Annotated in this window: 16 protein-coding genes; 8 read left to right on the top strand and 8 right to left on the bottom strand. The window is 72.6% G+C overall.

Annotated elements, in window-relative coordinates; all coding sequences use genetic code 11:
* The first annotated feature begins 278 nt into the window (after window positions 1–278).
* Together ACIO5D_RS25845 and glgB are read left to right on the top strand one after the other, a co-directional pair.
* Complete coding sequence (locus ACIO5D_RS25845) at window positions 279–1769, top strand: maltokinase N-terminal cap-like domain-containing protein (protein WP_363604868.1); 1491 nt, start codon at window positions 279–281, stop codon at window positions 1767–1769.
* Between the two features lie 112 nt (window positions 1770–1881).
* Window positions 1882–4347 (top strand): 1,4-alpha-glucan branching enzyme, encoded by a 2466-nt coding sequence (gene glgB, locus ACIO5D_RS25840; protein ID WP_400798068.1) that lies wholly within the window; start codon window positions 1882–1884, stop codon window positions 4345–4347.
* A gap of 76 nt (window positions 4348–4423) precedes the next feature.
* Here the strand turns inward: glgB and ACIO5D_RS25835 are convergent, their stop codons facing one another.
* Window positions 4424–4561: a hypothetical protein gene (locus ACIO5D_RS25835; protein WP_400654662.1), complete on the bottom strand. Its 138-nt coding sequence runs from the start codon at window positions 4559–4561 to the stop codon at window positions 4424–4426.
* Window positions 4562–4688: 127 nt separating this feature from the next.
* Between ACIO5D_RS25835 and pta the strand changes: the two genes are divergently transcribed.
* The 3 genes from pta (at window position 4689) to pyk (ending at window position 9560) form a co-directional block, all read left to right on the top strand.
* Window positions 4689–6827, top strand: a complete 2139-nt coding sequence (gene pta / locus ACIO5D_RS25830; protein WP_400798065.1) for a phosphate acetyltransferase — start codon at window positions 4689–4691, stop codon at window positions 6825–6827.
* Window positions 6824–8038 (top strand): acetate kinase, encoded by a 1215-nt coding sequence (locus tag ACIO5D_RS25825; protein WP_400798062.1) that lies wholly within the window; start codon window positions 6824–6826, stop codon window positions 8036–8038. The genes pta and ACIO5D_RS25825 overlap by 4 nt, the downstream gene beginning before the upstream one ends.
* Before the next feature lie 94 nt (window positions 8039–8132).
* Window positions 8133–9560 (top strand): pyruvate kinase, encoded by a 1428-nt coding sequence (pyk, locus tag ACIO5D_RS25820; protein ID WP_363604861.1) that lies wholly within the window; start codon window positions 8133–8135, stop codon window positions 9558–9560.
* A 67-nt stretch (window positions 9561–9627) separates the two neighbouring features.
* On the opposite strand, the gene ACIO5D_RS25815 is transcribed toward pyk, so the two are convergent.
* The 4 genes from ACIO5D_RS25815 to ACIO5D_RS25800 all read right to left on the bottom strand — a co-directional run bounded on the left by ACIO5D_RS25815 (window position 9628) and on the right by ACIO5D_RS25800 (window position 14078).
* Window positions 9628–10959: a hypothetical protein gene (locus ACIO5D_RS25815; protein ID WP_400798059.1), complete on the bottom strand. Its 1332-nt coding sequence runs from the start codon at window positions 10957–10959 to the stop codon at window positions 9628–9630.
* On the bottom strand, window positions 10956–11549 hold the full coding sequence (locus tag ACIO5D_RS25810; protein WP_400654655.1) for a DUF6114 domain-containing protein: 594 nt from the start codon (window positions 11547–11549) through the stop codon (window positions 10956–10958). Before ACIO5D_RS25810 ends, ACIO5D_RS25815 begins: the two co-directional genes overlap by 4 nt.
* 152 nt (window positions 11550–11701) lie before the next feature.
* On the bottom strand, window positions 11702–12367 hold the full coding sequence (locus ACIO5D_RS25805; protein WP_363604858.1) for a DUF6230 family protein: 666 nt from the start codon (window positions 12365–12367) through the stop codon (window positions 11702–11704).
* 712 nt (window positions 12368–13079) lie between these two features.
* Window positions 13080–14078 carry a tetratricopeptide repeat protein gene (locus ACIO5D_RS25800; protein ID WP_363604857.1) on the bottom strand — a complete coding sequence of 333 codons (999 nt, stop codon included), beginning with the start codon at window positions 14076–14078 and terminating at the stop codon, window positions 13080–13082.
* 512 nt (window positions 14079–14590) lie between these two features.
* On the opposite strand from ACIO5D_RS25800, the gene ACIO5D_RS25795 reads away from it, so the two are divergent.
* Window positions 14591–15157 (top strand): TetR/AcrR family transcriptional regulator, encoded by a 567-nt coding sequence (locus ACIO5D_RS25795; RefSeq protein WP_400798133.1) that lies wholly within the window; start codon window positions 14591–14593, stop codon window positions 15155–15157.
* A 54-nt stretch (window positions 15158–15211) separates the two neighbouring features.
* On the opposite strand, the gene ACIO5D_RS25790 is transcribed toward ACIO5D_RS25795, so the two are convergent.
* The 3 genes from ACIO5D_RS25790 to ACIO5D_RS25780 form a co-directional block, all read right to left on the bottom strand.
* Window positions 15212–16897 carry a methylmalonyl-CoA mutase gene (locus ACIO5D_RS25790; RefSeq protein WP_400654651.1) on the bottom strand — a complete coding sequence of 562 codons (1686 nt, stop codon included), beginning with the start codon at window positions 16895–16897 and terminating at the stop codon, window positions 15212–15214.
* Between the two features lie 191 nt (window positions 16898–17088).
* Window positions 17089–17427 (bottom strand): DUF3817 domain-containing protein, encoded by a 339-nt coding sequence (locus ACIO5D_RS25785; protein ID WP_363604855.1) that lies wholly within the window; start codon window positions 17425–17427, stop codon window positions 17089–17091.
* A 119-nt stretch (window positions 17428–17546) separates the two neighbouring features.
* Window positions 17547–18074: a MarR family transcriptional regulator gene (locus ACIO5D_RS25780; RefSeq protein WP_363604854.1), complete on the bottom strand. Its 528-nt coding sequence runs from the start codon at window positions 18072–18074 to the stop codon at window positions 17547–17549.
* A 490-nt stretch (window positions 18075–18564) separates the two neighbouring features.
* Between ACIO5D_RS25780 and ACIO5D_RS25775 the strand changes: the two genes are divergently transcribed.
* Both ACIO5D_RS25775 and ACIO5D_RS25770 read left to right on the top strand, forming a co-directional pair.
* Entirely contained in the window at window positions 18565–20205 is a 1641-nt protein-coding gene (locus ACIO5D_RS25775) for a M4 family metallopeptidase (RefSeq protein WP_400798056.1), read from the top strand.
* A 434-nt stretch (window positions 20206–20639) separates the two neighbouring features.
* Entirely contained in the window at window positions 20640–22253 is a 1614-nt protein-coding gene (locus ACIO5D_RS25770; RefSeq protein ID WP_400654646.1) for a M4 family metallopeptidase, read from the top strand.
* Window positions 22254–22371: the final 118 nt, after the last annotated feature.

Genomic DNA, 22371 nt, shown 5'->3' with positions numbered 1-22371 from the left:
GATCCGCCAGAGCCGCCCCGGCACCTCCGCTGCACCCCCTCAGCACATTCCGCACCACCGACCGCACCAAACCTCCCGGGGGCGCGGGAGTTTGACCCCGCGCCCCCGGAGGTCTTCGGACCACCGCGTACGGAGAACAGCCCAACGGCCACCCACACGAAGGCGTGACACCTGAGCCCCGCTCGCGTGCCGTCGCCGCCGCGCCGCCGAATTCCGGAAGACTGACGGACCCGGCCAGACCCGTCGGGCAGTCCGCCCGCTTCCGGGGAAAGGGAGTCATGTCCGAAACCTCCCGTTCTCAAGCCCACGTTCACCGCGACACCCCCGCCGGTTCCGCCGCGCCGGTGGGCGCGCGCGGCACCGGGGCCCGGAGAACCGCCCTGGGGGTCAGCGAACTCGTCCAGGCAGCCCTGCCGCTGATCGCCGAATGGCTCCCGACCCAGCGCTGGTACGCCGGCAAGGGCCGGCCCATCACCGGCCTCACCCCGGCGGTCGGCACCCCGCTCCAGGTCGGCGACCCCGCCCTGCTGCACCTGCTGCTGCGGGTCGAGCACGCCACCACCGCCGGCGCGCCCCACGGGGACATCTACCAACTGCTGCTCGGCATCCGCTCGGAAGGCCCCTCGGACATCGAACCGACCGCCGTACTCGGCCGCCTCAGCCAGGGCCCGTACGACGGCGCGACGCTCTACGACGCCGTGCACGACCCCGAGCTGACCGGGCGGCTGCTGGAGCATCTCGCCACCGGCGACCGGTTCGGCTCCCTCTCGTTCCGCCGCACCCCGGGCTCCGGACTGCCCGCCAACCTCCCCGGCCGCGCCTCCACCGCCGAGCAGTCCAACAGCTCGGTCATCTACGGCACCTCCTACATCCTCAAGCTGTTCCGCCGGATCCACCCCGGCACCAACCCCGACCTGGAGCTCTCGCTCGCGCTCTCCCGGGCCGGCTCCACCCGCATCCCCCGGGTCGCCGCCTGGTTCGAGAGCCGGCTGGAACGCGCCGAACCCGCCACCCTCGGACTGCTCCAGCGCTATCTGCCGGAGGCCGAGGACGGCTGGGAGCTGGCGCTGGACCAGGTCGGCCGGCTCAAGGGCGACCGCTCCCCCGGCAACTTCGCGATCGAGGCGCACCGGCTCGGCCGGGCCACCGCCGAGGTGCACCGGGTGCTGGCCCGCTCGATGCCGGTCGCCCGGCTGGACCGTGCCCAGACCCGGCAGCTGGCCACCGCGATGGCCGACCGGCTGGACAGCGCGGTCGCCGCCGTCCCCGGCCTGCTGCGTTACCGGGCCGCATTGCGCACCGCCTTCCAGCAGCTCGCCGACGCCCACCCGGACGGCCTGCCGGTCCAGCGCATCCACGGCGACCTGCACCTCGGCCAGGCCATGCGCACCCCGCACGGCTGGGTGCTGCTGGACTTCGAGGGCGAGCCGGCCAAGTCCGTCGCCGAGCGCCGCGAGCCGCAGACGGCGCTGCGCGACGTCGCCGCGATGCTGCGCTCCTTCGACTACGCCGCCGCCCACCTGCTGGCCGGCGGGCCGGCCGACCCGGAGCTGGCCCACCTCGCCGCCGCCTGGGCCCAGCGCAACCGCACCGCCTTCTGCGCCGGCTACACCGCCGGCGGCGGCACCGACCCGGCCGCCTCGCCGGAGCTGATGCGCGCCCTGGAGATCGACAAGGCGGTGTACGAGGTGGTCTACGAGGCCCGGCACCGGCCCGGCTGGCTGCCGATCCCGCTGGCCGCGATCAACCGCCTCGCGCTGACCGTCTGAGCACCCCCCGCTTCCGCGCCTTCCGTACCCACGCCTGCCCGCCCGCCCCGGAGAAAGCCCACCCCGCCGCCGACGATCCCGCGGCCATCCGATTCCGCAGGAGGACCCCGCCGTGACGCCGCTCGACCCGCCCGGCCGCACCACCCGCCCCGTGCCAGCCACCTTCCTGGCGGACGCGGACTCCCCCCAGCGCGAACCCGTGACGGCCCGGTCGGCCGAACCGCGGCCGTCGGCGGCCGCCCGCACGCCGGCTGCCGACGCCGTGCCCACCAACGCTGCGCCCTCCTGTGCCGTGCGCTCCAACGCCGTACCCACCGGCGCCACGCCCTCCGGTGCCGTTCCCGTCGCCCCGGCCACCGCGACCGCCGCCGTGCCCACCGGCACCCTGCGGCTGCCCGAGGCGCCGCTGCCGCCGGCCGAGGTGGACCGGCTGCTCCGCGGCGAGCACCACGACCCGCACGCGCTGCTCGGTGCCCACCCGGTGCACGGCGGCACCGCCATCCGGGTCCTGCGCCCGTTCGCCGAGCGCGTGGTGGTGGAGACCGCCCACGGCCCCGCCGAGCTCACCCACCAGCAGAACGGGCTCTTCACCGGCCTGCTGGCCGGCACCGAACTGCCCGACTACCGGCTGCTGGTGACCTACCCCGGCGGTGAGCCGCTGGTCCAGCCCGACGGCTACCGCACCCCGCCCACCCTCGGCGAGCTGGACCTCCACCTCATCTCCGAGGGCCGGCACGAGCAGCTCTGGCAGGCCCTCGGCTCGCATGTGCGCACCGTCGACGGGGTGGACGGCACCGCGTTCGCGGTCTGGGCGCCGAACGCCGTCGGCGTCCGGCTGATCGGCGACTTCAACCACTGGGACGGCACCGGGCACCCGATGCGCTCGCTCGGCTCGTCCGGCATCTGGGAGCTGTTCGTGCCCGGCCTCGCCGAGGGCACCCAGTACAAGTACGAGATCCACACCCGGCAGGGCTGGGTGCTCGACAAGGCCGACCCGCTGGCCCGTGCCGCCCAGTGCCCGCCCGGCACCGCCTCCGTCGTCACCTCCTCCGCGTACCGCTGGCAGGACGGCGACTGGATGGCCCACCGGGCCCGCACCGCCCACCACCGGGCCCCGATGTCGGTGTACGAGCTGCACCTGCCGTCCTGGCGGCCCGACCTCACCGGCTACCGGGAGATCGCCGAGGAGCTCCCGGGCTACCTCAAGGGCCTGGGCTTCACCCATGTGGAGCTGATGCCGGTGATGGAGCACCCCTTCGGCGGCTCCTGGGGCTACCAGGTCTCCGGCTACTACGCCCCCACCGCGCGGCTGGGCGGCCCGGACGACTTCCGGTACCTGGTCGACACCCTGCACCGGCACGGCATCGGGGTGATCGTCGACTGGGTGCCGGCGCACTTCCCCAAGGACGACTTCGCGCTCGCCCGCTTCGACGGCGAGCCGCTGTACGAGCCGGCCGACCCGCAGCGCGCCGAGCACCCCGACTGGGGGACGCTGGAGTTCGACTACGGCCGCACCGAGGTCCGCAACTTCCTGGTCGCCAACGCGGTGTACTGGTGCGAGGAGTTCCACATCGACGGCCTGCGGGTGGACGCCGTCGCCTCGATGCTCTACCTCGACTACTCCCGCGAGGACGGCGGCTGGACCCCCAACCGGTTCGGCGGCCGGGAGAACCTGGACGCGGCCGCGTTCCTCCAGGAGATGAACGCCACCGTCTACCGGCGCTGCCCCGGCGTGGTCACCATCGCCGAGGAGTCGACCGCCTGGGACGGCGTCACCCGGCCCACCGACAACGGCGGCCTCGGCTTCGGGCTGAAGTGGAACATGGGCTGGATGCACGACTCGCTGGTCTACATGTCCAAGGAGCCGGTGCACCGCAAGTACCACCACAACGAGATCACCTTCTCGATGGTGTACGCCTACTCGGAGAACTACATCCTGCCGATCTCGCACGACGAGGTGGTGCACGGCAAGCAGGCGCTGGTCTCCAAGATGCCCGGCGACTGGTGGCAGCAGCGCGCCAACCACCGCGCCTACCTGGGCTTCATGTGGGCCCACCCGGGCAAGCAACTCCTCTTCATGGGGCAGGAGTTCGCCCAGGGCGCGGAGTGGGACCACGAGCAGGGCCCGCAGTGGTGGGTGCTCGACGAGCAGTGGCCGGCGGCCGGTGACCACCGCGGCGTCCGGGACCTCGTCCGCGACCTCAACCGCACCTACCGCGCCAGCCCCGCGCTCTGGGAGCAGGACACCACCCCGGACGGCTTCCGCTGGCTCGACGGCGGCGCCGCCGAGGACAACCTGCTCTCCTTCGTCCGCTACGCCGCCGACGGCACCCCGCTGGTCGCCGTCTGCAACTTCTCCCCGGTCGTCCGGCACGGCCACCGGGTCGGCCTGCCCGCCCTGACCGGCCGCGACCAGCTCTGGGAGGAGGTGCTGAACACCGACGCCGAGACCTACGGCGGCAGCGGCCTCGGCAACTCCCGCCCGGTGAAGGCCGAACCCACCCCCTGGAACGGCCAGCCCCGCAGCGCCGAACTCGTCCTCCCGCCCCTCGCCACCCTCTGGCTCCGCCCGGTCTGACCCGGCCCGCCGGCCGGTGCCGGACCGTTGCGTCCCGTACCGGCCGGCCCGGGCCCGCCCCGGGCGGGGCGTTCCGTCACACCGGAGCCGCCACCGGGAAGCCGAGATCGGCCGCGGCCCTGGCCGGCTCCTGGTCACAGGTGATGAACTCGGCGAGCTCCTCCCGGTGGACGGTGCCGGCGACGTGGCGCGGCGACGGGTCGCGGGACCACACGACAGCCCCGGAAGGGACCTCCGTCCCTTGCCTCCTTCGGCTTCACGCGCATGCGTACACCTGTCCTAAATGCGAAGGTATGGTCACTGGTGACGACGGCATGGGACGACGGGACGGAGACACCCACGTGGCGCGCAGCGTGTACGTGACCGGTATCGACCGGGGGGACGGCCGCCAGGCGGTCGAACTCGGGGTCATGGAACTGCTCACCCGCCAGGTGGACCGGGTCGGGGTGTTCCGGCCGCTCGTCCACGCGCCCGCCCCCGGCGAATCCGGCTCCGACCACGTCGTGGAGCTGCTGCGCACCCGCTACCGGCTCGACCTGCCCTCCGCCGAGCTGTACGGCCTCACCTACGAGGAGGCCGCCGCGTTCCAGGCCGCCCACGGCCAGGACGAGCTGGTCTCCACCCTGGTCGACCGGTTCCGGGCGCTGGAACGGCACTGCCAGGCGGTGCTGGTGCTCGGCACCGACTTCGCCGACACCAACATCCCGGACGAGCTGGCCTTCAACGCCCGGCTCGCCAACGAGTTCGGCGCCGCCGTCCTCCCGGTGGTCGGCGGCCACGCCGAGGACGCCGAGGCCGTGATCGCCGAGGTCCGCAACGCCCACCGCGCGTACACCGACCTCGGCTGCGCGACCCTGGCGATGATCGCCAACCGGGTCGCCCCCGGCGCCAAGCAGCGGATCCAGCGCACGCTCACCGAGAAGCTGCCGATCCCCGCCTACGTCATCCCTGAGGAGCCGGCGCTGGCCGCGCCGACCGTCGCCCAGCTGATCGAGGCCACCGGCGCCGACGTCCTGACCGGCGACGCGGCCGGCCTGGCCCGGGACGTCCGCGGCTTCGTCTTCGGCGGCGCCATGCTGCCGACCTTCCTGGACGCACTGACCGAGGGCGCCCTGGTGGTCACCCCCGGGGACCGCGCCGACCTGCTGATCGGCTCGCTGGCCGCACACGCCGCCGGTGCCCCGCCGATCGCCGGCGTCATGCTGACGCTCGGCCAGCACCCCGGCCCGAACGTCATGGCACTGGCCGCCCGGCTCGCCCCCGGCACCCCGGTCGCGGTCGTCCCCGAGGGCAGCTGGATCACCGCCGCCGCCCTCACCCACCTGGAGGGCAAGCTCTCCGCGGCCAGCCCGCGAAAGGCCGAGATCGCCCTCGGCCTCTTCGAACTGCACGTGGACACCGCCGAGTTGACCAACCGGATCGAGGTCGGCCGGTCCGAGCGGGTCACCCCGATGATGTTCGAGCACGAGCTGCTGGAGCGCGCCCGGTCCGCCCGCCGGCACGTGGTGCTGCCCGAGGGCACCGAGGAGCGGGTGCTGCGCGCGGCCGAGATCCTGCTCCGCCGCAACATCTGCGACCTCACCCTGCTCGGCGAGACCGACGCCGTCCGCCGCAAGGCCGCGAGCCTCGGCATCACCCTCCCGCAGCCGGGGGGAGACCCGGCCGCCGACCGCGTCCAGGTGCGGATCGTCGACCCTGCCACCAGCCCGCTGCGCCGGCAGTTCGCCGAGCTGTACGCCAGGCTGCGCGCCCACAAGGGGATGACCGTCGAGCTGGCGCTGGACGTCGTCACGGACGTGAGCTACTTCGGCACCCTGATGGTCCAGGAGGGCATCGCCGACGGCATGGTCTCCGGCGCGGTGCACTCCACCGCCGCCACCATCCGGCCCGCCTTCGAGGTGATCAAGACCTCGCCGGGCGCCGCGATCGTCTCCTCGGTCTTCTTCATGTGCCTGGCCGACAAGGTGCTGGTCTACGGCGACTGCGCGGTCAATCCCGACCCGGACGCCCAGCAGCTGGCCGACATCGCCATCCAGTCCGCCGCCACCGCCGCCCAGTTCGGCGTCGAGCCGCGGGTCGCGATGCTCTCCTACTCCACCGGCACCTCCGGCTCGGGCGCCGACGTGGACAAGGTCCGCAAGGCCACCGAACTGGTCCGCGAGCTGCGCCCGGACATCCTGGTCGAGGGCCCGATCCAGTACGACGCGGCGGTGGACGCCCATGTCGCGGCCACCAAGCTGCCGGGCTCCTCGGTGGCCGGCCGGGCCACCGTGCTGATCTTCCCGGACCTCAACACCGGCAACAACACCTACAAGGCGGTCCAGCGCTCGGCCGGCGCGGTGGCGGTCGGCCCCGTCCTCCAGGGGCTGCGCAAGCCCGTCAACGACCTCTCGCGCGGCGCCCTGATCCAGGACATCGTCAATACGGTCGCGATCACCGCGATCCAGGCACAGGGCCGCACCGAAGGAGCCCAGGCATGAGTGGCGGCACCCGTGTCCTCGTCCTGAACGCCGGCTCCTCGTCGGTGAAGTACCAGCTGATCGACATGCTCGACGGCGCCCGGCTGGCCTCCGGCCTGGTCGAGCGGATCGGCGAGGCGAACAGCCGGCTGGTGCACACCCCGCGCTCCGGCCAGCGGCGGGAGACCCTCCAGGTCTTCCCCGACCACGACGCCGGGCTGAAGGCCGTCGCCGAGGAGCTCGCCGCCGACGGCCTCGGACTGGACTCCCCCCAGCTGGCCGCGATCGGCCACCGGGTGGTGCACGGCGGACTGCGGTTCACCGAGCCGACGGTGATCACCGACGACGTGCTCAAGGAGATCCGCCGGCTGATCCCGGTGGCGCCGCTGCACAACCCGGCGAACATCACCGGCATCGAGGTGGCCCGCGCCCTGCGCCCGGACCTGCCCCAGGTCGCCGTCTTCGACACCGCCTTCCACGCCTCGATGCCGGAGTACGCGGCCCGGTACGCGGTGGACAAGGCGGTCGCGGACGAGCACCGGGTGCGCCGCTACGGCTTCCACGGCACCTCCCACCAGTACGTCTCGCGGGCCACCGCCCGGCTGCTCGGCAAGGACCCGGCCGAGGTGAACGTGATCGTGCTGCACCTGGGCAACGGCGCCTCCGCCTCGGCGGTCGGCGGCGGGCGCTGCCTGGACACCTCGATGGGCCTGACCCCGCTGGAGGGCCTGGTGATGGGCACCCGCTCGGGCGACATCGACGCGGGCGTGGTGTTCCACCTGCACCGGGTCGGCGGGCTCTCCATCGACGAGATCGACGACCTGCTCAACCGCCGCAGCGGCCTGCTCGGCCTGTGCGGCGACAACGACATGCGCGAGATCATGCGCCGGGCGGAGGAGGGCGACGCGGACGCCGGGCTCGCCTTCGACGCCTACATCCACCGGCTGCGCAAGTACATCGGCGGCTACTACGCGGTGCTCGGCCGGGTGGACGCGATCGCCTTCACGGCGGGCGTCGGCGAGAACGCGGCGCCGGTGCGCGCGGCGGCCACGGCCGGACTGGACGAACTGGGCATCGCGGTGGACCCCGAGCTCAACTCGGTGCGCTCCGGTGAGGCCCGGATCATCTCGCCCCCGTACGCGCGGGTGGCGGTCGCGGTGGTGCCCACCGACGAGGAGCTGGAGATCGCCCGACAGGCGTTCGCCCTGGTACACCGGCAGTCCGGGGAATGACACGCCGTCGTCTCGGCTCCCGGAATCCTTCGTCGGCGATTCCTCACGATTCGTGCCGAATGCACCTATAACACGAACGGATAGACTGATCCATATGCGCCGAGCGAAAATTGTCTGCACCCTGGGTCCGGCGACGGACTCCTACGAACAGCTGAAGGCCATCGTCGAGGCGGGCATGAACGTCGCCCGACTGAACATGAGCCACGGCACCCACGCGGACCACGAGGAGCGGTACCACAAGGTCCGCCAGGTCTCGGAGGACACCGGCAAGGCCATCGGCGTCCTTGCCGACCTCCAGGGTCCCAAGATCCGTCTGGCGACCTTCGCCAACGGTCCGGTGACCGTCGACAACGGCGACGAGTTCACCATCACCACCGAGGACGTCCCCGGTGACCAGCACATCTGCGGTACCACCTACAAGGGCCTGCCGGGCGACGTCAAGGCCGGCGACCCGATCCTGATCAACGACGGCGTCATCGCCCTGGAGGTCGTCAGCGTCGACGGCCCGCGGGTGAAGACCGTGGTCGTCGAGGGCGGCGTGCTCTCGAACAACAAGGGCATCAACCTCCCCGGCGCGGCCGTGAACGTGCCGGCCCTGTCCGAGAAGGACAAGGACGACCTGCGCTTCGCGCTGCGGCTGGGCGTCGACATGGTCGCGCTCTCCTTCGTCCGCAACGCGGACGACATCAAGGACGTCCACGAGGTCATGGACGAGGTCGGCATCCGCGTGCCGGTCATCGCCAAGATCGAGAAGCCGCAGGCCGTCGAGGCCATGGAGGAGATCGTCCTCGCCTTCGACGCCATCATGGTGGCCCGTGGCGACCTGGCCGTCGAGTACCCGCTGGAGCGGGTGCCGCTGGTCCAGAAGCAGCTGATCACCCTGGCCCGCCGGAACGCCAAGCCGGTCATCGTCGCCACCCAGATGATGGAGTCGATGATCCACGCCTCGCGCCCGACCCGCGCCGAGGTCTCCGACGTCGCCAACGCCATCCTGGACGGCACCGACGCGGTCATGCTGTCCGCCGAGTCGAGCGTCGGCAAGTACCCGGTCGAGACCGTCCGCACCATGAGCCGGATCGCCGAGAAGGCCGAGGAGGAGCTGCTCTCGCACGGCCTCCAGCCGCTGAACCCGGGCCGCAAGCCGCGCACCCAGGGCGGCTCGATCGCCCGCGCCGCGTGCGAGCTGGGCGACTTCCTCAACGGCAAGGCGCTGATCGCGTTCACCAAGTCCGGTGACACCGCGCGCCGGCTCTCCCGGTACCGCTCGCCGATCCCGGTGATCGCGTTCACCCCGGACAACGCCACCCGCAACCAGCTCTCGCTGAGCTGGGGCGTCGAGGCGCACGTCACCGAGCAGGTCGAGACCACCGACGAGATGGTCGCGCAGGTCGACCGCGAGCTGCTGAGCATGGGCCAGCTGGGCGAGGGCGACACCGTCATCGTCACCGCCGGCTCGCCGCCCGGCATCCCCGGCAACACCAACATGGTCCAGGTGCACCACCTGGGCACCCGGAGCGAGTGACACCCGGTCCGCAGAACGCCCCGTGGGGCGGCTCCTCCACTGTGGAGGGGCCGCCCCACGGGCGTTGTCAGGTGTTGCTGTAGGGCTCGTCGTCGTTGTACAGCCGCATGCCCGGGATCCGGAGCGTGCCGCCGAACTGGCCGGCCTGCTTGGCGGTGACGCCGGTCAGCTCCAGGTCCAGCGGGACCGGGACGGATCCGATCAGGTCGTAGAGCCAGCGCGGCAGGGTGTCCGGGGTGAGGGTGAGCTCGCCCAGGTCGATCGGCAGCGGGAGGCCGAGCACCTTCGAGAGGTGGCCGGAGAGCCGCTCCACGTACATGGTGACCGCGCCCTTGCGCATGGTCGAGGTCGAACCGTCGGCGCTCTTGACGTGGAAGGTCTTGCCGTTGCCCTCCAGCGTCGACATGTCGAGGTTCTCGATGTCCACGGTGTCGACCACGAACTTCAGCACCCGCTTGGTGCCGGTGGGCGTCTTCACGTCGTAGACGCCGTGGAAGACCGCGCCGTGCAGGCCCAGCCGGCTGGACCGCAGGGTCCAGTTCTGCTCCGGGACGACGTGCCCGGGCGCGGCCGCGCCGGCCGTCAGACCGCGGGCGTCCACCGCGCAGTTGGGGTTGGCGCTCGGCGAGCCGGAGGCGGCGGACGGGGCGGCGGACGGCGTCGTCCTGGGGCTCGCCTTGCCGCCGCCGGGCGCCTTCGGGCCGGACGAGGCCTGCGGCGAGGTCGTGGACGACGGCGTGGACGACGGCGCGGCGGTCGGGCCGCCGTCGGCGGTGGGCGTGGACGAGGCCGGCGGCGCGGGCTGGACCGGGTCCGCCGCGCGGGCGGCGGCGGTCGGGGCGGTCGGGGCGGTCGTGGCGCTCGGGCCGGAGGCCGGTGGCGTGGCGGTGGCACCCGCCGTCGGACCGGGCGAACCGCCCGGGTCGGCCAGGTGGGTGACTCCGCCGAGGAGGTCGTCGACGAGCCCGGCCGGGGCGGCGGTACCGGCGCCGCCGGCGGCGGTCGGGGTGTCGGTCGGGGTGTCGGTCGGGGCCGGCGCCGTGGGAGCGGTCGAGGGAGCGGCCGTCGGCACCTGCGTCGGCACGGTCGTCGGAGCCGTCGTCGGCGCTCCGGTGGGCGTCGCGGACGGGCCCGGCGGCGGCTCGGGCAGCTCGCTCTTGGGGACGGGCGTCTCCTCCACCGGCGCGACGTCCGGGACGCTCTCCGGCGCGGTGGCGCACGGCTTGCCGCCCGAGGGCTCGGCGACGGCCGGGCTCGGCGTGTAGGCGGCGGCCATCAGCAACGCGGTCGGCACCGCGGCCATCGCCAGCGCACGGCCTCTCAGCCGGACCCGGGCGGGCGTCCGGGGCGCCGCGTGCCGTGCCGAGCGCTGTTCCGGCTGCTCCTGCGGCTCGGTCACCGCCCCTCCTCGGCGTCACCGGTCCGCGACGGGACGGTGCCCTCGACGGACTGGGCCGGGGCCGCGTCCGGGGCCGGCGGCGCGGCCTGCGCGGGGACGGCCGGGAGCGGCGCGGTGGCACCCTCGGCGGCGGTGCTCTGCGCCATGGCGGTCTCGGCGACGGCCGCCTCGGCCTCCGGCTCCGGCAGCGGCGCCCAGGCCAGCATCAGCCCGCCGCCGATCAGGCCCGGAAGCAGCGCCGTACCGAAGCCGGACAGGTTGGAGACCGGGATCGAGACCAGCACGAGCAGGGTGGTGGCGACCCCCGCGAAGACCCGGATGGCCGGCTGGAACCAGGCGGTCAGCCCGAGCACGATCAGCAGGACCCCGATGATCAGGGACCCGGCTCCCGCCGTGGTCGCCATGGTCATCGTCATCCCGCTCAACGACAGCTTGGCGTACGGGAAGTACATGATCGGCACGCCGGCGATCATGGCCAGCAGACCGCCGTAGAACGGGCGGGACCGGCGGAAGTTGCGGAACACCCGGCGCAGCCACTGGGCGGGGTGCTCGTGCTCGGCGGGCCGCAGCTCGGCAAGGGCGCTGGACACGGTGCAGCTCCTCGATGGTGTGAACGAGGGAGGGAACGGGACGGGGAGGACCGGGGGCGGCGCGCGCACCACCCCCGGTCCCCCGATGCCGCCGACCGGCGCCGGGCACAGCGCCCGCCACCGGTCGGCGGCCAGGGCGTGTCAGACACGCCTCAGTAGCACTCGTGCCCGCCGTCGGTGTGCAGCGCGAGCTTCAGGCCCTGGAGCTTGAAGGTGCCGGCCGAGGTGGCCCAGGCGGTCTGCTGCACGTTGGTCAGGTCGGCCTTCTCGGCGGCCTGGGCGAAGCCGACCCCGCCGGAGGGCTTGCCGGTGCCGAGCGCCGACTTCCAGCCCGCGGTCGCCTGGCCCTTCAGGGTGGAGGCGTCCTGACCGATGTTGATGTTGGTGAACTCGGCGTCGGCGTTGAGTGAGTCCAGGTCGATCAGCAGGTTCTTCGCGGAAACCTGCCGCGCCGGGTCGTCGCTCTGGCCGGCCTCAAGACGCAAGGTGATCTTCGGCAGCTTCCACGGCAGGCCCGGGATGATGTTCGGGTCGGTCACCACCGACTGGCAGAGGCCCTTGATCGTGGCCGAGTCGAAGGCCGACACCGCGATCGGGTGCGGGGTGCCGTTGACCTCGGCGTCGATCGAACCGAACTGCGCGAAGTTCTGGCCGTGCAGCTCCTCCGCGGTGACCTTGAACTGCTGGCCGGAGACGCTGAACGAAGCGGCGAGCGCGTTGTTCGCCAGGCTGACGCCGACCGCGGCGGTGGCCGCGAGACTGGGCACCATCACCAGGGCGAAGCGCTTCCAACGGGTCTTGCCGTAGGTCTGGGACATGCGAGTCCTCCTTCTAGGACGTACATCTCCGGCTCACCGGCGGTGCGTCCCGCACCGCGGGGGGCCTGGGATGGGAGAGAGCCACGTCCTCGGTAGCGAAGAGCGCCGCAGGCGTCGTCGGACCCGGGAGCGGCCGGCACACGGCGGCACTCCCGTCCCTTCGCCGGCCGCCCTTGCGAGGCGGCGGGCAGGGCCGACGACATCGGCGATCACCCCCGAGCGACAACCAGCGACCGCGCGGGCCGCGCGGCCGGACGAAGGACAGGAACCGCCGTGGGACCGCGGATACCCCCCTGCCCTCCCTGCCGTCGGCCATGGCCGACGGCTCACCCGGTGGGGATCCCGCGCTCCGCCCGCCGACCGGCTGTCGGAGGGGGTGGAGTCTGGGACCGGGCGTCGCCGATCGTGCTGGAATCCCGGGCGAAGCACAAGGGGTTCATTACTGACGGGTAATCCAACATCGGGCGGTAATGATCATGACATTGGCCACCCGAACACTCTGCGTGACCTCTTGAAGAATTCGTAACGGCCAAATCCCCCGGAAACGCCAGCGAAACACCCGTGGACGGTCACCTGAAGTGACCGTCCACGGGTGTTGTCAAGATTTGGTAAACCTCTGACGCGATGACCGGATTGTCGCCAAATCGCCAGCGACACCGCAGGTCATTCGGCGTGCCGGCGAGGGCGCGTCAGAGCAGGGTCGGAAGGGCCGTCAGAACAGGACGCGGGCCAGCGCGGTACGCGCCGCCGTCACCCGTGGGTCCGTCGTGCCGATCACCTCGAACAGCTCCAGCAGCCGCACCCGGGCGGTGTCCCGGTCGTCGCCGAAGGTCCGGCCGACGGTGTCCACCAGGCGCCCGAAGGCGTCCTCGACGTGTCCGCCCACCAGGTCCAGGTCGGCCGCGTCCAGCTGCGCCGCGACGTTCTTCGGGTCGGCCGCGGCCGCCGCGCGGACGTCCTGCGGGTTGAGCCGCTCCACCCGGCGCAGCAGTTCCGCCTGGGCCAGCCCGAGCTTGGCCTCGGTGTTGCCCGGCTGGTCGACCAGGACGTTCCGGTAGGCCTGGACGGCACCGCCGAGGTCACCCCGGTCCAGCGCCTCGTGGGCGGCGGCCAGCGCCGGGTCCTCCGGCAGGTACGGGGCGGCGGCCTCGCCGGGGACCGCGCCGGGCACCGCCGCGCCGCCGGCCACGCCGAAGCGCTGCTCGGCGACCAGGATCAGCTGGTCCAGCACCTTGCGGACGTTGGCCTCGCTCTCGGCCCCCTGGAACAGCGGCACCAACTGCCCGGCCACGACGGCCATCACGGCCGGAATGCCCTGGATGCCGAACTGCTGGGAGAGCTGCGGGCTGGCCTCCACGTCGATCTTGGCGAGCACGATCCGGCCGGCGTACTCCTCGGCCAGGCGCTCCAGGATCGGGCTGAGCTGCTTGCAGGGCCCGCACCACTCGGCCCAGAAGTCGATGACGACCGGAACCTCGGTGGAGCGCTGGACGACCTCGGCCTCGAAGGTGTCCTCGGTGACATCGATGACGAGCTCGTACGCGAGCGGGGCCGGGGCGACTCCGGCCGCTTCGGCGGCGGCCGCCTGACGGGCCCGCTCGGCCCTGGCCTGCTCGGCCTTCTGGGCAGCCTCGCCGGCTGCCTTCACTGCGGCGAGGTCGACCGCACCGCGCAGGGCGGAGCTGTTGGGACGCGAATTCCGTGGCTGCATGGCACCATCCTCCCCCGTCCGCACCGCCGACGGGCACCAACCGCCGGGAAATCCCTCCGCGCGGGCTGCGCGGCTTCCGTTCCCTGACGGGCGGCCCCGTACCAGGTAGCCTGAACCGTTCGGCGCGGATCCCCACCCGCACCCGCGCCGCTCCCGTCCCACGGGTCGCGGCGCCTGGTTGTCACTGCTTTCGCTACGAGCCGTAGCGTAACTGGATCGAGGGCCCCCGCCGCAAGCCCCGTCGGCCATCCCGGGACGTGAGCTGCCCCACTTTCCCCGGCACCCCGGCTGCCCCGGACGGCGAACAGTCGCTACCGTTACCAGCCCCACCCAAGTTACTTACCAGTAGATCGCAAGGAGGCCCGGTGTCGGCCGCCCAGCCCCCCTTGACCCCGGAGCACCCGGCAGTCCGGGAGCACCCCCCAGCAGCCGCGGCGGCCCGGGAGGCCCCGGGGAGCCCCGACGGCGCCGCGACCAGAGCCAAGGGGCGCCCGCGCAGCGCCGCCGCCGATCTGGCGATCCTGGACGCCACCCGCGAGACCCTGGCCGAACTCGGCTGGGGCGGACTGACCATGGGCCACGTCGCCACCCGCGCCAAGGTCGCCAAGACCACCCTGTACCGGCGCTGGCCGTCCAAGAACGAGCTGGTGGTGGACGCCGTGGCCAGCCTCTTCGACGAGCTGGTCATGCCCGACCTGGGCAGCCTGCGGGCCGACATCGAGGCCGTGGTGGTCCAGTTCGCGGACCTGCTGGCCCGCCCCGAGACCCAGGCGGCGCTGCTCGCGCTGTTCGCCGAGGGCACCCGCGACCCGCAGCTGCGCCAGCGGATCCGGGAGGCGATCGTCGACCCGCAGAAGCACCTGGTCCGGCAGGGCCGGGCGGCCGCCCAGGCGCGCGGCGAACTCGCCCCGGACGGCGATCCGACGGCGGCCTGCGAGGAGATCGACATCATCTTCGACACCATCGCGGGGACGGTCGAGCACCGCGTCCTGGTCAGCGGCGAGCCGATCACCGCCGACTGGACCCGCCGCTTCACCAGCCTGCTGCTCGGCCCCTTCCCCAGCCTGCCGGCCGCGTGAACGCGCGGAGCCGCCCCGCACGCCCGTGCGGGACGGCTCCGGACGCCGACGGGGTCAGAAGGAGGCGGACTCCCGGTAGGTGCCCCACTCCTCGCGCAGCGCGTTGCAGATCTCGCCCAGGGTGGCCTCGGCCCGCACCGCGTCCAGCATCGGCGGGATCATCGACGCGCCCGAGCGCGCCGCCGCCAGCATCGCGTCCAGCCCGGCCCGTACCGCCGCGTCGTCCCGGCCCGCCTTGCGCTCGGCCAGCACCCGCACCTGCTCGCGCTCCACCTCGTGGCTGACCCGCAGGATCTCCAGCTCGGGGGTGACGCTGCGCGGATGGCAGTTGACGCCGACCACCCGCTTCTCGCCCTTCTCCACCCCCTGCTGGTACTGGAAGGCCGCCTCGGCGATCTCCCCGGTGAACCAGCCCTCCTCGATCCCGCGCAGGATGCCGGAGGTGATCGGCCCGATCCCGTGGTCCTCGCGGCCCTTGTCGAGGATCCGCTGGAAGATCGCCTCGGCCTGCTCCTCGATCCGGTCGGTGAGCGCCTCGACGTACCAGGAACCGCCCAGCGGGTCGGCCACGTTGGCGACGCCGGTCTCCTCCATCAGCACCTGCTGGGTGCGCAGGGCGATCTCGGCGGCCTGCTCGGAGGGCAGCGCCAGGGTCTCGTCCAGGGCGTTGGTGTGCAGCGAGTTGGTGCCGCCGAGCACGGCCGACAGCGCCTCCACGGCGGTGCGGACCACGTTGTTGTACGGCTGCTGCGCGGTGAGCGAGACGCCGGCGGTCTGGGTGTGGAAGCGCAGCCACTGCGCCTTGTCCGTCTTCGCGCCGAAGCGGTCGCGCATCCAGCGGGCCCAGATCCGGCGGGCCGCGCGGAACTTGGCGATCTCCTCGAAGAAGTCCAGGTGCGCGTCGAAGAAGAAGGAGAGGCCGGGGGCGAAGACGTCGACGTCCAGGCCGCGGGAGAGGCCCAGCTCGACGTAGGCGAAGCCGTCCGCCAGGGTGTACGCCAGCTCCTGCGCGGCCGTGGCCCCGGCCTCGCGGATGTGGTAGCCGGAGACGGAGAGCGGCTTGTACGCCGGGATGCCCCGGGCGCAGTACGCCATCAGGTCGCCGATCAGGCGCAGGTGCGGCTCGGGGGCGAAGAGCCACTCCTTCTGGGCGATGTACTCCTTGAAGATGTCGGTCTGCAGGGTGCCGTTGAGCACCGCCGGGTCGACCCCCTGGCGCTCGGCGGCGACCAGGTACATGCAGAAGATCGGCACGGCCGGGCCGCTGATCGTCATCGAGGTGGTGACCTCGCCCAGCGGGATGCCCTGGAACAGCACCTCCATGTCGGCGGCCGAGTCGATGGCCACGCCGCAGTGGCCGACCTCGCCGAGCGACTTGGCGTCGTCCGAGTCGTAGCCCATCAGGGTGGGCATGTCGAAGGCGACCGAGAGGCCACCGCCGCCCGCCTCCAGGATCATCCGGTAGCGCTCGTTGGTCTGCCGGGCGTTGCCGAAGCCGGCGAACTGGCGGATGGTCCACGTCCGCCCGCGGTAGCCGGTGGGGTGCAGGCCCCGGGTGTACGGGTACTCACCCGGCCAGCCGATCCGCTCGAAGCCCTCGTAGGCCTGCCCGGCGGGCGGGCCGTAGACCGGCTCGACCTCGTCACCGGAGAGGGTGGTGAAGTCCGCGTCCCGCTTGCGGGCACTGTCGTACCGCTGCTGCCAGCGCTGCCGGCCGCGCTCGATCTCCTCGGCGTCCATGGACCCGAACTCCGCTCCGTACGGCCGCCACGGTACCGGGGCGGCACAACTATGAGGACGTCCTACCAATTTACTCGGACGTCCTAGTACTTGTCGATGGCGACGGGTCGGAGGATGCCCACGCCACGCCCCGGACATGCGCGAGGGCGCCTCCCCATGATCGGGAGAGGCGCCCTCGGGAACGCGTACGGTCAGACGCCGGCCGGCTGGCGGGCCTCACCGGCGGGCAGCCGCTCGACGGCGTCGCGCACCACGCGGCGCTCGGCGACGAAGGAGGCGAACGGAATGCAGCCGGCCGCCAGGGTGAAGATCATCCGACCCAGCGGCCACTTGAGCTTCTGGCCGAGCAGGAAGGTGACCACGAAGTACCCGATGTAGAGGTAGCCGTGCAGCATCGCCACATAGGTGGTGACGGACTCGGCCGTGTCGAAGCCGTACTTCGCGACCATGAAGCCGCAGAACACCAGCAGCGCAACACCGGTCGCAATGGCCAGGGCCCGGTACCAGCCCAGCAGGGGGGTCGCCTTCATACTTCTCATCGCCTCACTCGGCAGGATCGGCCGGTACGCCCCGATCCGCGCACCGCTCCAACGAGGGTAGCCGCCCTCACGGGTACCGCCGCGCAGCCCCCGGGCGCCTTCCACCGCTCCTACCGCGCCGCCTCCGCGTCCGGCCCGGTGAAGTCGCCCGCGGCCACCCGCAGCGGGCGGAGCAGTTCGAACACCTGGCGGCACTGGTCGGCGCCGTACTCCTCCAGGCCGAACTCCATCGCCATCAGCTCCCGGGTGGCCTCCTCGACCACCTCACGGCCGCGGTCGGTGATGGCGGCGAGCACGCCGCGACCGTCCAGCGGGTTGGGCCGGCGGGCGACCAGGCCGGCCCGCTCCAGCCGGTCGACGGTGTTGGTGACGCTGGTCGGGTGGACCATCAGCCGCTCGCCGATCTTGGAGAGCGAGAGCTCGCCGGTCCGGCTGAAGGTGAGCAGCACCAGCGCCTCGTAGCGGGCGAAGGTCAGCCCGTACGGCTTGAGCACCGCGTCCACCCGGGAGAGCAGGATCTGGTGCGCCCGCATGATCGAGGTGATCGCCGCCATCGAGGGGACTCCGCCCCAGCGGCGGGTCCACAGCTCGTCGGCGCGGGCGATCGGGTCGAAGTCGAGTGCGAGGGGCTTGGCCACGTCCTTACCGTACCGGCGGGCGGGACGGGTGGTACCAGGCGTCCTGATGGTGGACAAGTGTGACGCGTGGCGGGATCACGCCAGCCGGGGCCACAGGTACATACCAGGACATTGCGGGAGCGTGAACCCCCGCCAATCCGCCCGCACCGGCCGCCGGCCGGCCGCCGATCGGGCGCGCGGCCCGGTATCAGGCCTCGGTTCGGGCGGTAACCCACCGAACGGCCGGGTGTTTTGACCGTTTCGCACCCCTGTTGGCGATCCGCCGGGCTGGCGAGACCTGGCCAATCGATGATCGGGACCTGTCATTTCACTTGTTGGATTGTCATGCTTTCGCCCAGCCCCGTCCGGCGGGCACCGCCCCACTCACCGGCGCCCGCCGCTCGACCGCACGGAGCAGCACGTCAGCGCCCGTTCCGCCCCTCAGGTGCCAACCCCGGCACCCCGGGACGAGGCGCGCCCGCACCCGCGGTATCTCCGGAAGGACCTGTACGTGAAGCGAAAGCTCGCAGTCGGCGCCGTACTCTCCGCCGCCGCCCTCCTCACCGGTGTCATCCAGGTCGGCACCGGCATCGCCCAGGCCAGTCCGACGCCCACCGCGCAGGCCCGGGCCGCGCAGCAGCACGCCGCCGCGATCGCGCTGGCCGGCGGCCAGGCCGGACCGCTGGCGAAGGCGCTCGCCCTGGGCGGCCAGGAGCAACTGGTCGCCAAGGACGCGGTGGTGGACCCGGACGGCACCCGGCACCTCCGCTTCGAGCGCACCTTCGCCGGCCTGCCCGTCCTCGGCGGCGACCTGGTGGTGCACCAGGGCACCGACGGCGCGCTGAAGTCGGTGGACAAGGCCGTCACCGCGCGGATCAGCGTGCCCAGCCTCACCCCGAAGCTCTCCGCCGACAAGGCCGCCGCCCAGGCCGCCGGCGCGGTGCAGGCCACCGTCGGCATCGCCGCCGACAAGGCCGACTCGCCGCTCACGGAGGTGCACCGGACCGGCGCCGCCAGGCTGGTCGTCTGGGCCGTCGACGGCAACCCGCGACTGGCCTACCAGACGGTCGTCGAGGGCCTGCGCGCCGACGGCACCCCGAGCAGCCGGCAACTGGTCACCGACGCCGCCACCGGCGAGGTGCTCTCCACCCACGAGCAGGTGCAGACCGCCGGCGGCACCGGCACCGGCGTCTTCGTCGGCAACGTCCCGCTGACCACCACCCAGAGCGGCTCGGCGTACCAGCTGAAGGACGCCTCCCGCGGCGGCCAGTCCACCAGCGACCTCAAGGGCCGCACCTCCGGCTCCGGCACCCTGTACACCGACGCCGACAACGTCTGGGGCGACGGCACCGTCGCCAACGGCCAGTCGGCCGCGGTGGACGCCCAGTTCGGCGCGGGTGCCACCTGGGACTACTACAAGAACACCTTCGGCCGCAACGGCATCAAGAACAACGGCGTCGGCGCCACCAGCCGGGTCCACTACGGCAAGAACTACGTCAACGCGTTCTGGAGCGACAGCTGCTTCTGCATGACGTACGGGGACGGCGCGGGCAACACCCACCCGCTGACCGCGCTGGACGTGGCCGGCCACGAGATGACCCACGGCGTCACCTCGGCCACCGCGGGCCTCAACTACTCGGGCGAGTCCGGCGGCCTCAACGAGGCCACCTCGGACATCTTCGGCACCATGGTCGAGTGGTACGCCGACCTGCCCTCCGACAAGCCGGACTACCTGATCGGCGAGAAGATCGACCTCAACGGCAACGGCACCCCGCTGCGCTACATGGACAAGCCCTCCAAGGACGGCGGCTCGGCCGACTCCTGGTCCTCCGGCGTGGGCAGCCTGGACGTCCACTACTCCTCGGGCGTGGCCAACCACTTCTTCTACCTGCTGGCCGAGGGCAGCGGCGCCAAGACCATCAACGGCGTCAGCTACAACAGCCCGACCTCCAACGGCTCGACCGTCACCGGCATCGGCCGGGACAAGGCCGCCGCGATCTGGTACCGCGCGCTGACCGTCTACTTCACCTCCACCACCAACTACAAGGCCGCCCGCACCGGCACCCTGAGCGCGGCGGCGGACCTCTACGGCCTCGGCAGCCCCCAGTACAACGCGGTGGCGGCCGCGTGGAGCGGCGTCAACGTCAACTGACGCCCGGGCGAACGGCGCCCGGGGCCCACGAGGCCCCGGGCGTCTCGGCGCCGGCGCGGTGGCGGCGGCCCCCGAGGGGAACGGGCGCGCGGTAGCAGCGGGTGCCCGGACCGGCAAGGGTGGCCGCTGGCGGGATCCCGCCAGCCCGACGAACCGCCCGATAACGGGGCATTCACCCCTGCCGAACCATCCGCACCGCCCGCTGGCGAGACCTGGCCAATCGCCGGAGGCGCCCTGTCCTTTCACCCCCTGCATTGTCATGCTTCTGCCCAAGCCCCGTTGGGCGGCCGTCGCCCCCACCCATCCCATCGACCGGCCGTCAAGAACCGCACGGGAGCAGCACGTCAGCGCCCTACCGCCCCACGGCGCCAACCCCGGCGCCCCGGTATGCGGCGTGACCGCGCACACGCGGTTTCGTGGAAGGGACCCCGTACGTGAAGCGAAAGCTGACAGCCGGAGCCGTACTCTCCGCCACCGCCCTGCTGGCCGGCGCCATCCAGGTCGCCGCCGCTCCCGCCCAGGCCGCCACCCCCTCGGTGGCGCAGCAGCGCGACGCGCTGATCGCCCTGGCGGGCGGGCAGACCGGCCCGGTGGCCAAGGCGCTCGCGCTCGGCGGCCAGGAGCAACTGGTCGTCAAGGACGCCGTGGTGGATGCCAACGGCACCCGCCACCTGCGCTACGAGCGGACCCTGGGCGGCCTCCAGGTGATCGGCGGCGACCTGGTGGTGCACCAGCGGGCCAACGGCTCGATAGCCTCGGTGGACCGGGCGTTCGCCGGGCAGCTGTCGCTGCCGAGCCTGACCCCGAAGCTCTCCGCCGCCACGGCCGCCACCCAGGCGACCGGCGCGGTGCGGGCCACCGTCGGCATCGCGGCCGACAAGGAGGACGCGGCGATCAGCCGGGTCGACGGCGCCGGCGCGGCCACCCTGGTGGTCTGGGCCGCCGACGGCAGCCCGCGGCTCGCCTACCAGACCGTGGTCGAGGGCCTGCGGGCCGACGGCACGCCGAGCCGCCAGCGGCTGATCACCGACGCGGCCACCGGCGCGGTGCTCGCCGCGCACGAGGAGATCCAGACCGCGACCGGGACCGGCAAGGGCGTCAACGTCGGCTCCGTCACGCTGACCACCACCCAGAGCGGCTCGACGTACCAGCTGAAGGACGCCTCCCGCGGCAACCAGTGGACCGGCAACGCCGCCAACGGGAACGCGCTCTACACCAGCACCACCAACGCCTGGGGCAACGGCCTGCCCTCCAACACGCAGTCCGCCGCGGTGGACGCCCAGTTCGGCGCGGGTGCCACCTGGGACTACTACAAGAACACCTTCGGCCGCAACGGCATCAAGAACAACGGCGTCGGCGCGAGCAGCCGGGTGCACTACGGCAGCAACTACGTCAACGCCTTCTGGGACGACTCCTGCTTCTGCATGACGTACGGGGACGGCTCCGGCAACACCCACCCGCTGACCGCGATCGACGTGTCCGGCCACGAGATGACCCACGGCGTCACCTCGGCCACCGCCGGGCTGATCTACTCCGGCGAGTCCGGCGGCCTCAACGAGGCCACCTCGGACATCCTCGGCACCATGGTCGAGTGGTACGCCAACCTGCCGGTGGACGTGCCGGACTACCTGATCGGCGAGAAGCTCAACATCAACGGCAACGGCACCCCGCTGCGCTACATGGACAAGCCCTCCAAGGACGGCGCGTCCAAGGACTCCTGGTACTCCGGGGTCGGCAACGTGGACGTCCACTACTCCTCGGGCGTGGCCAACCACTTCTTCTACCTGCTGGCCGAGGGCAGCGGCGCCAAGACCATCAACGGCGTCAGCTACAACAGCCCGACCTCCAACGGCTCGACCGTCACCGGCATCGGCCGGGACAAGGCCGCCGCGATCTGGTACCGCGCGCTGACCGTCTACTTCACCTCCACCACCAACTACAAGGCCGCCCGCACCGGCACCCTGAGCGCGGCGGCGGACCTCTACGGCCTCGGCAGCCCCCAGTACAACGCGGTGGCCGCGGCCTGGAGCGCGGTGAACGTCAACTAGCACCTCACCAGCCACCTCCGGAAACGGCGACAGGCTGCCGCGGCCCACTGGGAGAGGGGGGCCTCGGCAGCCTGTCGGCCGTTACCGGTCCGCGCGGCGGGCGGCGGGCGGTCAGCGG

The sequence above is a fragment of the Kitasatospora sp. NPDC087315 genome (assembly GCF_044744345.1).
GTDB lineage: Bacteria > Actinomycetota > Actinomycetes > Streptomycetales > Streptomycetaceae > Kitasatospora.
The sequence above is the reverse complement of the archived record's forward strand: the minus strand, read 5'-3'. Positions and strand labels throughout refer to the sequence as shown.